The 13,179-nt window shown below is 61.7% G+C and carries 10 protein-coding genes and 1 pseudogene; 8 read left to right on the top strand and 3 right to left on the bottom strand.

Going from position 1 to position 13,179, the window contains the following annotated elements; genetic code table 11:
* Window positions 1–723 (top strand): annotated as a pseudogene (locus tag BLR24_RS30835) (hypothetical protein); the annotation flags it as partial.
* Here BLR24_RS30835 and BLR24_RS29575 read toward each other — a convergent pair.
* The gene (locus BLR24_RS29575; RefSeq protein WP_093024146.1) at window positions 707–1,936 is read right to left on the bottom strand and encodes a diaminopropionate ammonia-lyase; all 1,230 of its coding nucleotides are present in this window, start codon (window positions 1,934–1,936) and stop codon (window positions 707–709) included. The pseudogene BLR24_RS30835 and the gene BLR24_RS29575 overlap by 17 nt on opposite strands.
* Before the next feature lie 200 nt (window positions 1,937–2,136).
* Here BLR24_RS29575 and BLR24_RS29580 point away from each other — a divergent pair, with 200 nt between their 5' ends.
* The 6 genes from BLR24_RS29580 to BLR24_RS29605 all read left to right on the top strand — a co-directional run bounded on the left by BLR24_RS29580 (window position 2,137) and on the right by BLR24_RS29605 (window position 9,496).
* Window positions 2,137–2,604: an Lrp/AsnC family transcriptional regulator gene (locus BLR24_RS29580; RefSeq protein WP_093024210.1), complete on the top strand. Its 468-nt coding sequence runs from the start codon at window positions 2,137–2,139 to the stop codon at window positions 2,602–2,604.
* 247 nt (window positions 2,605–2,851) lie between these two features.
* Complete coding sequence (locus tag BLR24_RS29585; RefSeq protein ID WP_093024148.1) at window positions 2,852–3,964, top strand: ABC transporter substrate-binding protein; 1,113 nt, start codon at window positions 2,852–2,854, stop codon at window positions 3,962–3,964.
* A 64-nt stretch (window positions 3,965–4,028) separates the two neighbouring features.
* On the top strand, window positions 4,029–5,783 hold the full coding sequence (locus tag BLR24_RS29590) for an ABC transporter permease subunit (protein ID WP_093024150.1): 1,755 nt from the start codon (window positions 4,029–4,031) through the stop codon (window positions 5,781–5,783).
* Window positions 5,784–5,785: 2 nt separating this feature from the next.
* Window positions 5,786–6,934, top strand: a complete 1,149-nt coding sequence (locus BLR24_RS29595) for a M24 family metallopeptidase (protein WP_093024152.1) — start codon at window positions 5,786–5,788, stop codon at window positions 6,932–6,934.
* Entirely contained in the window at window positions 6,931–8,049 is a 1,119-nt protein-coding gene (locus tag BLR24_RS29600; protein WP_217636354.1) for an ABC transporter ATP-binding protein, read from the top strand. Before BLR24_RS29595 ends, BLR24_RS29600 begins: the two co-directional genes overlap by 4 nt.
* Window positions 8,050–8,062: 13 nt before the next feature.
* The gene (locus BLR24_RS29605) at window positions 8,063–9,496 is read left to right on the top strand and encodes a M20 family metallopeptidase (protein WP_093024154.1); all 1,434 of its coding nucleotides are present in this window, start codon (window positions 8,063–8,065) and stop codon (window positions 9,494–9,496) included.
* Here the strand turns inward: BLR24_RS29605 and BLR24_RS29610 are convergent.
* The gene (locus BLR24_RS29610) at window positions 9,493–10,566 is read right to left on the bottom strand and encodes a molybdopterin-dependent oxidoreductase (RefSeq protein WP_093024156.1); all 1,074 of its coding nucleotides are present in this window, start codon (window positions 10,564–10,566) and stop codon (window positions 9,493–9,495) included. The two genes, BLR24_RS29605 and BLR24_RS29610, sit on opposite strands and share 4 nt — an antisense overlap.
* On the bottom strand, window positions 10,559–11,599 hold the full coding sequence (locus BLR24_RS29615; RefSeq protein WP_093024158.1) for a carbon-nitrogen hydrolase family protein: 1,041 nt from the start codon (window positions 11,597–11,599) through the stop codon (window positions 10,559–10,561). The genes BLR24_RS29610 and BLR24_RS29615 overlap by 8 nt, the downstream gene beginning before the upstream one ends.
* A gap of 220 nt (window positions 11,600–11,819) precedes the next feature.
* Between BLR24_RS29615 and BLR24_RS29620 the strand changes: the two genes are divergently transcribed.
* Window positions 11,820–13,178 carry a CmpA/NrtA family ABC transporter substrate-binding protein gene (locus BLR24_RS29620; protein ID WP_093024161.1) on the top strand — a complete coding sequence of 453 codons (1,359 nt, stop codon included), beginning with the start codon at window positions 11,820–11,822 and terminating at the stop codon, window positions 13,176–13,178.
* Window position 13,179 lies beyond the last annotated feature (1 nt).

Genomic DNA, 13,179 nt, shown 5'->3' on the forward strand with positions numbered 1-13,179 from the left:
GGCCTGATGTCGATGAATCCTTACGGAGTGTTCTCTTCACGGGGACTTTCGGCCGCCGAGCGCGACCGCTGGCTCGGTGCCGACCGGGGTGCCGTTGTGACGCCGCAGCTAGCCCTGGCTGCAGTCGCAAGCCGGGAGGCCGGTGCGCAGGCGTTGGAGCTGGAGCGGCTTCGAATCGACGGGCAAGTCTGGTACCGCATCCAGGGCACGCAACGGCGGTGGTGGGTGCGCGCGGACGATGCGAGCGCTGTGCCGGCGGTGGAATCGGTGCTGCCGGACGGATTGGTGTCGGGCACCCTGCAACGCCTACGCGGCATGGACCGCCCCCCTTCGAGCGTGACGCGGATCGATCGCTACGACGATGTCTACTACGCGAAGAATCCGGCCTCGGTGGAGGCGCTGGACACCCGGCCGCTGCCCGTCTGGCGCGCCCATTGGCCCGACGGCACGGACCTGTATGCCGACGCCACCTCGGGCAAAGTGCTGTTGCGAGTCAACCCGTCAGGCCGTTGGCAGCGGCTTCTTTACCAGGGATTGCACAGTCTCGACTTCGAGCCTCTGCGCACACGACCCTGGTTGCGCGAAGCGCTTGTGCTGATTCTTTCCCTGCTCGGCACGGCCCTGTGCATCACATCGTGCGTCATTGGATGGCGCGCTCTATCGAAATCGGCTACGCGCCCTCCGCCGGGCAGGATGCGGTACTCGATCAGGTGCCCTGGCTGAGCCTCACTCTGCTTCTTTGGCGTGCCAGCACTTGCGCTTCAGACTGTCCAACCAGCGCCTGATAGGCGGCAGGGGCAGTGGCACCTTCCGTACTGATCAGCAGCACGCGCGCATCGGGCCCCAGCCCAACCGTGGCAGCTTGTGCCGCGTGGCTTCGGAGTTCAACGAGGCCTGCGAGGCCGGCTGCGCCTGATTCACCAGAAACCACAGGGAGATCCGATGCATTGCCGATCGCCAGGAGCCGCATCGCAGCGACCGCATCGTCATCGGTGATGGTCATGAAGTAGTCAGCCCCGGACACAAGAAATCTCCATGCAAGTGGAGATGCTTCGCCGCAGGCCAGGCCAGCCATGACCGAGTCGACCGAGCCCGTTGCCTTGGACGCAACGCCGCGCAACGCACTTTGAAAAAGACAGTCAGCCTGTACCGGCTCGACGATTACCACCGTGGGGCGACGCTCCCCATAGCACTCCCAAAAGTAGCTCAGGATTCCTGCCGCGAGGCCGCCAACCCCACCCTGAAGAAAGACATGCGTGAACGGCACCGCTTGGTCGCTACCCGAGGCTTCAACAATTTCGGCAGCGACAGTCCCGTACCCTTGCATGACATCCCGCGGGACCTCTTCGTAGCCGTCGTATGAAGTGTCTGAAACAACATGCCAATCGTTGGCCTTGGCGAGACGAGCGGCTTCCTCGACAGAAGCGTCGTAGTTCCCCTGGACGCGCATTACCTTGGCGCCAAACTTGGCGATCGCCTGCTCCCGTTCCTCGCTCACATTCGCATGGAGGACGATCACGCAACGGCAGCCCATGGTCTGCGCTGCCGCCGCAAGGCCTTTGCCGTGATTGCCATCTGTCGCGCTGATCACCGTGAAGGCTTCCAGCAACGATCTGTAGCCGCCCTTGAAAAGCAGCTTCGGATCCAGGTTGTGATCCGGCCACAGGCGAAGAATCAGCCGAGCCAAAGCGATCGGCGCCCCAAGCGCCTTGAAACTCCCGAGATCGGATCGGACGGACTCATCCTTCAGATAAAGCTTTCCGATCCCGAGGCTGCGAGCCAGGCCATTGAGTTCGTACAACGGCGTGAACCCCGGATTCAAACTGTTCCATGACGAGATCCAGTCGCGGCTTTCCTGGGCCTTGGCGATGGACATCACAGACTGGAGGTCACTGGGATAGGCACTGCGCGTGACGCGCTCATTGGCAATCAGCATCTTGGATTCCGTTGGTTGTTTTTCGCCCCCTTGGCTTGAACGCCAGGAGTTCATGAATCCTAGGACCGCTTCTTGTGTTGCTTGGCGCGATCTGGACAGCAAAAACAGGACAACGAACCAGATTCAGGGAGAACAATGGAAGGCTGTTGCGTGCCCGGGCGCTCCTCGCCTTGGCCATTGCGGCGCAGATAATGGATGTCATGCACCTCGATAACTACGACGTCAAGATCTTGGGCTTGCTCCAGAGGGACAGCAAGATTTCCCAGCGCGAACTGTCGGAGGCCGTCAATCTGTCTCCATCGGCGGTCAATCGTCGAATTGCAGCTCTCGAATCTGCGGGGGTGATCGCCGGCACCGTGTGTATCGTTGATCCTTCGTCCGTCGGACATCCCATCACGATCGTCGTTGAAGTCAAGCTCGAGAGCGAGAGGCTTGACTTACTCGACGAGGTGAAGACACGTTTTGCCGACTGTCCGCAGGTACAGCAGGTTTACTACGTCACGGGGGAGTACGACTTCGTGCTCGTGATAGTCGTCAAGGACATGACGGAGTACGAGCAACTCACCCGCGACCTTTTCTTCAGCTCTGGGAACGTCAAGGGGTTCAGGACCTATGTCGCCATGCAGCGTGTCAAGGTCACGCTGAACGTTCCTCTCGCTGAGCAATGACCTAAACAGTGCGCTGAGTCGTTTTTATAACGGGCATGCTGCTCCAGGACGGTGCCTAGCACCATACGTGCAAATTACCGGGCCACAACGCGTCGATCTTCCGCAACCACAAGGGGGATCGGTGATTTTCTCCGCCCTGTGCCCACCAGAATTCTCCTCACCGATGGCGGCGATGGGCGTAAAACCTAATTCATCACACCGGGGGCCTACAAAGTTCAGCAGACTGACCATTTAGAGGAACAAGCTCATGACCATCAATCGCCGCCAAATTTTGAAGGGTGTGGCAGGAGCCGGGGGGGCAGCCATTGCTCCGTCGTTCCTCGCAGTACCGGCACTGGCCCAAAGTCTCAAGGGCACCGGTGAGGTCGTCGTGTACGACGGCGGGGGATCGTGGGGGGAGGCCAAGCGAGTAGCGCTTTTCGACCCCTTCGAGAAGGAGACCGGCATCAAGGTCATCGCGCAGCCGCGTACTGACCTGGGCGCTGTTCGCGCAAGCGCGTTGGCCGGTTCCCCGCGGTACGACGTAACCATCTTGACGGGCGGCAACACCACGGCCTTCGAGCGCGAGAACCTCCTGGTTCCGATCGACTACGGGTACTTCAACAAGGCCGATCTGGATGCCTTCAACCCTGTTGCTACAGGCAAGTTCACCGTCCCTCACATCATCTACTCCCTGCTGATTGCGTACGATCCCGCGAAGTTCGGCAGCAACTCGATCTCTTCCTGGGCCGATGTGTGGGACACGAAGAAGTTTCCGGGCGGGCGCACCCTGTGTACGGGGACACGCGGGCCGGACGGTGCTGTCTTCGAGGCGGCTCTGCTGGCAGACGGCGTGGACCCCGCCAAGATCTATCCGATCGATTGGGATCGCGCATTCAAGAGCCTTTCCCGCATCAAGCCCGAGATCGTGAAATGGTGGAACAGCGGTGCCGAGGGCCCTCAGCTGCTGATCGACAAGCAGGTGACCGCCGGCAGCGGATGGAACGGGCGAATCTACGCTGCCAATGAGAAGAGCCAGAAGATTGGCTTCACCTGGAACCAAGGCATCCTGCAATACGACAGCTGGGTGGTTCTCAAAGGTTCCAAGAACGTTGACAACGCGAACAAGCTGCTCGCTTTCATGTCGCGCGCAGAGGTGCAGGCGAACTTCTCCAAGCACATTTTGTACGCGCCGCCGAACTCGCGCGCCTACGACTACATCCCTGCGGAACGCGCAAAGATGCTGCCGACGTACGCCGAATTCAAAAAGCAGCAGATCGTTCAGGACTACGCCTTCTGGAACGCGCTGGGCAAGAACGGTCGCCCCAACAACCTTACCGCGGTGGCGGAATGGGAGCGGTGGCTGGTCGGTGCGCGCTGAACGGTCCATCTGGGCGCATCGAATCGTCGGTTGCACACGGCTCTAGAGCCATTCGGAAGTTCTCATGAAGCTTGGTTGGAAAAGCGCACGCCATAGCCGTGCGCCAATGATCCTGCTCTTGGTCGTGCCGGCATTGGCGATTTTCGCGGCGGGATATCTCTTTCCGGTGGCCCAACTGGTACTCAAGAGCTTTCGCAACGAGAGCACTTGGTCGCTGCTGCACTACCAGGAGATCGCGAGCTCAGGGGTTTTTGCCTGGGTCCTGTTTCAGACGCTGCTGCTGGCGGTCGTGGTGACACTGGCCTGCCTGATCCTGGCCTATCCGCTCGCATATTCAATCTCTCGGTGCCCTCCGTGGCTGGCAAGCCTCCTCTTGGTACTGGTCACTCTCCCGTACCTGACCAGTATCTTGATCCGGACATACGCATGGACCGTCCTGCTGAGCCCTGCCGGCCTGATCAACCAGTTGCTGCTGTACCTTGGGATCGTTTCGGAGCCGCTGCGACTGGTCTTCAACAAGATCGGCGTGTATATCGGAATGATCCAGGTGCAACTGCCACTGATGGTGTTTCCGCTGTATGCCGCACTCGCTCGTTTTGACCGAAAACTGAGCATCGCCGCGCAAAGCTTGGGAAGTTCTCCGGCAGATGCCTTCCTGCGCATCACGCTCCCCAGTTCGATGCCCGGTATTGTCAGCGGCTGCACCCTCGTGTTTCTCTCCTGCCTGGGCTTTTACATCACGCCCGCACTTCTTGGCGGTCCGAACGATTACATGATTGCGCAGGGCATCACCATCCGAGTCCTGACCCTCGGTGAGTTCGAGGCTGCTGCCGCTCAGGCGACAGTCTTGCTCGCCATGGTTGCAACGGTCTTCGTGATCTTTCGCACCAAGGTTGCGACGGAGCTGGAGGACGAATCTCAGTCAAGTCAATCGGTGAAGAAGGTTCGAGATCTTTCCGCAGTTCCCCGTATTCCTGCGCCTCTTGAAAAGGGGCTTCAACGCGCGCTTGAGGTGATCTCTTCGGTTCGTTCACCGCTGCTCGTGCTGCTGTCAGCATTCACGCTCGCCCTGCTTGTCCTTCCGTTTGTGGTGGTGATCCCACTTGCGTTCAGCGACGCCGCCTACTTGAGCTTTCCACCGCCCGGTTACTCGCTGCGATGGTTCACCAAGTTCTTCAGCAACTCGCAATGGCTGAGCGCGCTTTCGTTCAGCGGCCGTACGGCACTCCTGGCCTCTCTGCTGGCCATCACGATCGGCGTACCCATCGCATTTGCGCTCGTGCGGTTTCGCTTCGTTGGCCGGGTTCCGCTCTATCTTCTGCTGATTTCTCCGATGATCGTTCCCCATGTGGTCATGGCGGTGGCCTTCTTCTTCAGCTTTGCTCAGACCCCGCTCATCGGCACAGCGACTGCATTCGTGCTTGCATACACCATCATCGCAACGCCCTACGTGGTCGTCATCCTGATCGCAGGCCTCAAGAAGTTCGATCGGAGCCTGGAGCAGGCAGCTATCAGCCTCGGCGGGCATCCGCTCACCGCGTTGCGTACCGTGACGCTCCCGCTGCTGCTTCCCTCGTTGGCCAGTGCGCTCGTATTCGCGTTCATCACGGGATTCGACGACGTGGTCTACGGCCTGTTTGTGAGCGGTCCATCCTCAACGCCTCTGCCGATCCGCATGTGGGATGACATCCGCCTCGAAATCAGTCCGCAGATTGCCGTCGTAGCCGTGCTCTTTCTGGCGAGCCTGGCGGCGCTCGTCGCGGTCAAGACGTTTGTGTCGGCGGCTCTCCACCATCGCTCGCATCGGAAGGACATCTGAACATGAGCAGCATTGGACTCTTTGCTTTCTCCGTCGAGGAGTACCGTCGCCGCCTCTGCATGGTGCAAGACGTGATGCGCGCTCGTCATCTCGACTGGGCGATCCTTGACGAGCCCGAGACCATGGGCTGGGTCTCCGGCTACGCCGTGCAAGAAAATCTGTGGCGCGCATGCCTCGTCCCGGTGGTCGGTGACCCCTTTCTGCTGATCCGAAAACTCGACATGGCGCCTGCACGTGCGAAGAGCTGGCTGCAAGACATCGTTGCCTTCTCTGACTGGGAGGAGCCTGTCTCGGTTTTGGCCGCCGCGCTGAGGTCCCGGGGGGCACATGCGCGAATCGGTGTCGACTTCCAGTCCCACTCCTTTACCCGTCAGCGGCAAGACCTCCTCGCGCAGGCCCTTCCAGAGTCTATTTTTTGCGACCTGGAACGGGCAGTCTGGGACGCGCGTCGATGCAAGTCGAACGAGGAGGTCGAACACTTTCGAGTGGCTGCGAGCTTGCTGGATCGCGCAGTCTTGAAAGTGGCCGATGCCATTCGGCCGGACGCTTCGCAGCGCGACGTTGCCGCCGTTGCTGCCGCCGAGTACTACCGGCTGGGTTTCGACGATGGTTTCGTTGGCTACGTGACGGCTGGTTCGGACTGGGATTGTCTGCACAGCTCGATGAGTGACGAGCCGATTGGAGAGGGTGCACTGGTTCACGTCGAGCTTCTGCCGAAACTCAAGGGCTACTCGGTGCGGATCATGCGCACCGTGGCCGTGGGGCGGGCTACCGAAGACCAGAAGTCAACCTTCGCGGCCCTCTGTGCGCTTCAGGACGAGCAATTCAGTGCCATGCGCCCTGGCGCAGTAGCAGCCGATGTGGACGCCATCGTGCGGCAGGGCGTACTGTCGGCGGGCCTGAGACCCGACTATGAAAACATCACGGGCTATACCTTGGGATTTTCGGCACCCTCGTCTCAGCGCGTGAGCGATCTCTACAGGTCTTTCGTGCCGACCGCCACTTGGCTGCTCGAGAAGGGCATGGTGTTCCACATGTACACCTCCGCTCGCGGCCTGGCTGTCAGCGAGACGGTCCTGGTGACCGAATCCGGCGCCGAGCGATTGACTCGCACGCCCCGCAAGATTTTTGAAACTGGGGTGAAAGCATGATGACTGGCCGCATGGAATCGGTTCGGGACATTCCCGAGGCCCAGGTGGGGAGGCGAAGCGCTGGGGTCAGCGTTGCGAATGTCTCGAAGTCCTATGGAGCGTTCAAGGCGCTCGACGACGTCTCGCTCACTGTCGAACCGGGGGAGTTCGTCGCGCTTCTGGGCCCCAGTGGTTCCGGCAAGTCGACCTTGCTCATGATGATCGCGGGTTTCGAAACCCCGAGCTCGGGCGACCTTCTGGTGAAGGGGATACGCGTCAACGATCAGCCTGCATACAAACGCGGCTTCGGAGTGGTGTTCCAGCGCTATGCGCTGTTTCCACATATGACGGTCTCTGAAAATGTGGCGTACCCACTCTTTCGTCGCGGATTGAGGGGCAAGGAGGTTGAGGCAGAGGTCGCCAAGGCGTTGGACCTGGTGGCACTTGGGACCTTGAGGAACAGGCTTCCAGCCCAACTGTCCGGTGGCCAGCAGCAGCGGGTGGCTCTCGCGCGCGCCCTGGTATTCAAGCCGCCCCTCTTGCTCATGGACGAGCCCTTGGGAGCGCTGGACCGCAAGCTGCGCCAGCAATTGCAGCTGGAGATCAAGCAGATCCACAGGCAGATCGGAAGCACGATCATTTTCGTGACCCATGACCAGGAAGAAGCGCTGTCGATGGCAGACCGGGTCGCGGTTCTCGAAGGAGGCCGCTTACAGCAGTTTGGATCGCCTCGAGATCTTTATGAGAGCCCCGCGAGCGCGTTCGTGGCGGACTTCATCGGGGAAACCAGCTTTCTGCCCGTGGTGTTGTCGCCGGCTGGAGCGGAAATCAACGCAGAAATCGCCTCGCTGCGAATTCGCAGGTCGATACCCGTTGAACGGGTCCTCACCCGTTCAACCTCTGGCCGCCTTGCAATTCGCCCGGAGAACGTGCAACTGCGACTGTCGGAGGATGGTCCTGCTCGCGTCGTTGAATCCGCGTACGCCGGAACGACCCAGGTGGTGCTCGTCGAGGTCGGTGACGTTCGGCTTCTCTCCCGCTCGCAGATGACACCTGACAGGCAGTTGTTTCATGCCGGCCAGCGCGTTGAAGTCGATCTCGACACGACGCACGCGATGGTCTATCCGATCGAATAGGGGCTGACCTGAAATGCACCATCCCAACCACTCCACTCGAGAATCGGCGATCTCAGCGGCGCTGGAAACGTTCGACTCGGGCCGATTCCTCGCCGACTTGAATCGCCGTGTCTCGTACCGCACCGAAAGCCAGGTCGAAAGCAGCGCCTCGCAACTTCACGCGTATTTGCGGGATGAGATTGCCCCGACCCTTGGTCGCCTTGGCTTCACATCCCGGATCGTCGCCAACCCGGCGGGCGTCGACGCTCCGGTTCTTCTGGCAGAACGGATCGAAGGGGAGAGCCTCCCGACAGTCGTCACTTACGCGCACGGAGACGTTGTCCGTGGCTACGACGACCAATGGCGAAAAGGTCTTGAGCCTTGGAAGGTGGTCGTCGAAGGAGATCGCTGGTATGGACGCGGCACCGCCGACAACAAGGGGCAGCATTCGATCAACATCGCTGCACTTGAATCGGTGATCGCGGCACGCGAGGGAGAAGTGGGCTTCAACATCAAGCTGATTTTCGAAACCGGCGAGGAGATCGACTCGCCCGGGCTCGGTGCCCTTTGCGCAGCCGAGAAGGACTTTCTGGCGGGGGATCTCTTCCTGGCGTCCGACGGCCCCCGCGTTGCCGCGGACAGGCCGACCGTTTTTCTCGGCTCACGCGGCGAGCTCAACTTCCAGCTCGAGGTCGATCTTCGGGACGGCGCACATCACTCCGGCAACTGGGGAGGCGCGCTACGCAACCCCGCCGTCGTTCTGTCGCATGCGATTGCGACGCTGATCGACAAGGATGGCCGCATTCTTGTGAAAGGGCTCCTTCCTCCGCCCCTCTCTCCCGCTGTACGCGCCGCAATTTCGGATCTCGCGCTCGGAAGCGACGAGCATGCCCCCGCGGTAGATCCATCTTGGGGCGAGCCTGGGTTGACCCCCGCCGAAAGGGTCTGGGCATGGAACGCGTTGGAGGTGATCGCGTTCAAGGCGGGCAACCCTGACGCACCCGTCGGTGCGATCCCACCAACGGCACGGGCGCACTGCCAATTAAGGTACGTCGTCGGCACGGACTGGGAAAACGCGCACCGGTACCTCGAAGAGCACTTCGCCGCCAATGGGATCTCGTCCGTGAAGGTCACGGTGCAGCCCGCCGGAACCGCAACGCGCCTGGATCTGAAGGATCCCTGGGTCGAATGGACACTTCGCTCCATCGAAGCGACCACGGGGAAGAAGCCTGCACTGCTGCCGAATATTGGCGGCACCGTTCCCAATGCGATCTTCGCTGAAACCCTTGGCCTGCCTACGGTATGGGTTCCCCATTCCTATGCCGCGTGCTCGCAGCACGCGCCGAATGAACACCTCTTGGGCTCGGTGGCGCGTGAGGCCTTGGCCGTGATGGCCGGAATTTGGTGGGATCTTGGAGACGACGGGGCCGACGTCGCCGCATTGCGCAAATGCCGATCCGCAGCCTAGGTTCCAGTGTCCGCTGTTCCAGGGCCCGGTAGCAGCCGGTTAATCTGGACCGAATGGGCCGTGTTTCGTGTCCCGCTCAATGGCTGAATAGATCCATCGGCGTCACGGGCTCTTGCGACAATGCTCATCGGGCGGGACGTTCGCGGCAGCGGAAGCGTCGCCGCGAACTGCTGCCATTCGAATTCTCGGCGGGGCCGGACCTCGGCCTCTTGCCAGGTTCCCCCGCCATCGGCGCTGAGCGCCACGCCGCCGATGCCGTTGTTGCTCCAGGCCCAGCCCTTGACTTCCACAGCATCTGTGGAGATGGTGTCGCCGGGTGCCGGATGGGTGATCATCGAATTGGGCTCGACAGCCCACACCGGCTCTCGATCGACTTTGCCTTCATGCTCGCTGTCGCGGTTGTACCAAAGGGTCGTGAAGGGGGAGTCCGCACGCCTGCCTTGGACCGACAGCCGACAGAGCCACTTGGTCATGTTGGTGCCGAACCAGCCTGGAACCACCAGGCGAACAGGCCCGCCCCGCTCGCGGGTCAGTGGTGCGCCATTCATCTCGTAAGCAACGAGCACCTCGTGCGACAGCGCTTTCGAAATCGGCAGATCCTTGCGATACCGGTTCATCCTTCGGCCGCCGAACTCGCCGCTGTCCAAACCGTCCGACCAGACATGGGTGGCATTCGGCTCGAGCTGCGCTTGCTCGAGCAACACAGCCAGCGGCACACCCGTCCACTGGACGTTGCCTACCCGCCAGAGATTGCTATCGGCCGGTATCAGGGGGCTGCCAAAGCACTCGTGAAAGGCGGTGACGGTGACAGAAGGCAGCTGCCTGAGACCGTCCAGGTCGATCGAGAAAGACCTTCGGACGAGCCCGTCCACTTGCAGTCGCCAGCGCTTGGCATCGACTTCGACGGCGCCCATGTGGATGGTCTCGAAGAGCTGCGCATCGGACGTGATGAAGTCGCGCAGCGCCGCAGGGGCGGGTGGCGGCTTCAGATGGAATCCTGGAGACCGGCCAATGACGACCGAGCGCTCCGCTCCTTCAGGCAGCGGTGGCAGGAACGCGGAGCTATTCATCCAGAACCCTAGCGGTCATCTCATCGTCGAGCAGCCGCGGAAACTTCGGATCGGACGGCCCCGACCATGCGACCGGCTCGTGGCGGCGGCGTTCAACACCGAGCGAGAAGACGTCGAATCGGTTGTAGTAGCCCACCACGTCATGGAACTGCTTTGGCTCGATGCACTTGTTCAGGTCGAACTCGGCATAGGCGATCCCTTCTTCGTTCTGGAGCGTGTCGCCGATCTGCGTGCCGGTAGGGTCCACGAACATCGACGCGGCGCGCGAGGTGCCGTCGATCACTTCCGCCACCGCCGGATCGCGGTCTACCAGGAAGTCACGCATCTTCGTGTCCATGAAGCTCGCGCAGATGATTCCGAACGCCTTGGCTTCGAACGAATGAGCGGACGCCCGAATACGGTTTGCCGCAACGTTGTCGAAGTTTCCGCCGCCCGACGGCTTGCGCGTGGGCCACATCGGCGGCCAGCTGGAGATATGAATCTGCTCTGCCTGCGCCATGAGCGAAAAGCGCGCGAGCGGGTTGGTGTTCTCGCCGCAGATCAGGCCTCCGATGCGCCCGAAACGTGTCTCGGCGACCCGAAGCCCCTGTCCGTCTCCAGCCGCCCAGACCAGCTTCTCGTAGAAGGTCGGCACCAGCTTGCGATGGTGGTTGAGCAACTCGCCCGTCTCGCCGATCAGGAGGTTCGAGTTCCAGATGCAGCCGGCGCTGGCCGTGCTGCGTTCGCTGATGCCCATCGATACGCACACGCCAAAGCGCTTGGCGGCCGCGGCAATCAAGGCCACCTCGGGCCCCGGCACGTAGACGCTGTTCTCGACCATGGCCTCGAACAGATCGTGGTTGTAGATGGGCGCCCACAGGGCCGCCCACACCGGGAACGCCGGGATGTACGTCTCCGGGAACGCGATCACCTGCGCGCCATGAAGGGCGGCCTCCTTGATGATGGACACGGCCTTTTCGGTCGTGGCGGTCTTGTCGAGCAGCACCGGCGCTGCGTGGGCGGCGGCAACCTTCACCCGGGGCAATGAACTCATGTCAGGTACTCGCTGTGCGTTGCTGAGGCCCACAGGATAGTTGCCGGTACAGCCGCACAGATGCTCGAAAAACGCAACAAGAGGTGCGTTTTTGCGGGCTCCGCGGGTCCATGGGCATCTGCGCACAGCGGGTTGTGAATTTCCCGGCGGCTATTTGTGCGGAACTTGCTCACCATTGCCGTGTCGCGGACCTTGTCCGTTCAACCCACCTGGAGGGCCCATGGACCCATCACACGAGTATGTTCGCCTTTCCCGCACCGGCCCCTGCGCATGCGGCAGTACCCACGGTGACGATGAGGAGTGCCTCGCGGAGAACACGGCTGCGAACGCCGACGATGCGCTGGCTGGCGCCATGGCCCAGGGCATGCTGCACGGCCTCTTTCCCGAGCGCGGCCTGCGCCGAGCCTTCGTCAAGACGCTGGGGAGGGCAGGGGCGCTGGCCGCACTCACGGCGCTCACGCCGCTGACCCAGCTTGCCGCCGTCGCGCAGGAGCGCAGCAAGGGCGCGCCGGAGAAAAAGCGGCTCGCTGTCGGATTCCTGCCCATCACCTGTGCGACGCCTCTGATTTATGCGGAGCAGCTCGGACTTTTCCCGCGCGAGGGCCTGGAACTGAGCCTGCAGAAGATCGCCGGAATCGCGCTGATCCGAGACAAGATGGTCAACGGCGAACTGGACATCTCCCAGCAGGTGATGCCCGTTGCGCTGGCCATGTCGGCCGGCATCGGCGGCGCTCCCATTCCGACCCGTGTGATGACGGTGCTCAACCAGAACGGCAATTCGCTAGTCCTTGCGATGAAGCACAAGGACAACCGTGATCCGAAGAACTGGAAGGGTTTCAGGTTCGCCGTGCCGTTCGAGCAATCCCACCAGATGCTCCAGCTGCGCCACTACCTGGCATCGGCAGGGCTGGACGCGGACCGGGACGTTTCCTACCGCGTCGTTCCTCCGTCCGAGTACGTCTCCAACCTGCGCGTGGGCAACATCGACGGCTTCTTCGGCGGCGAGCCGGGCGGGCAACGGGCCGTGTATGAAGGTGCGGGTTTCATTCACCTGGTCTCGAGCGAGATCTGGCCGGAGCATCCTTGCTGCTCGGTGACGGCAACCGAGGCGTGGATCAAGGCCCATCCGAACAGCTTCATGGCCGCCTACCGCGCGATCATCGCGGCGAGCCTGCATGTGTCCGAGCCCGCCAATCGCGCGGGGATGGCCAAGATCCTTGCCCAGCCGCAGTATCTCAATCAACCCGAAACGGTCGTGGACCAGGTCCTCACCGGCCGGTATGCCGATGGCCTGGGCAATGTGAAGACGCTGCCGCGCCGCATCGACTTTCAGCCCTTTCCTCATTACTCGAGCGCGGTGTGGCTTCTGACCCAGATGCGCCGATGGAACATGATCAAGGAGGACCTGGACTACAAGGGACTCGCCCGCCAGATCATGCTGGCCACCGATGCAAAGCGTCTCATCGAGGAGCGCGGCGGCAGGGCGCCGGAGGTTGGATTCCGCAAGGAAACCATCCTGGGCAAGAGCTTCGACTCCGATCGTCCCGCCGACTATCTGAAGTCGCTTGGCAAGGCGTGAT

The sequence above is a fragment of the Variovorax sp. OV700 genome (genome assembly GCF_900099805.1).
Taxonomy (GTDB): domain Bacteria; phylum Pseudomonadota; class Gammaproteobacteria; order Burkholderiales; family Burkholderiaceae_C; genus Variovorax.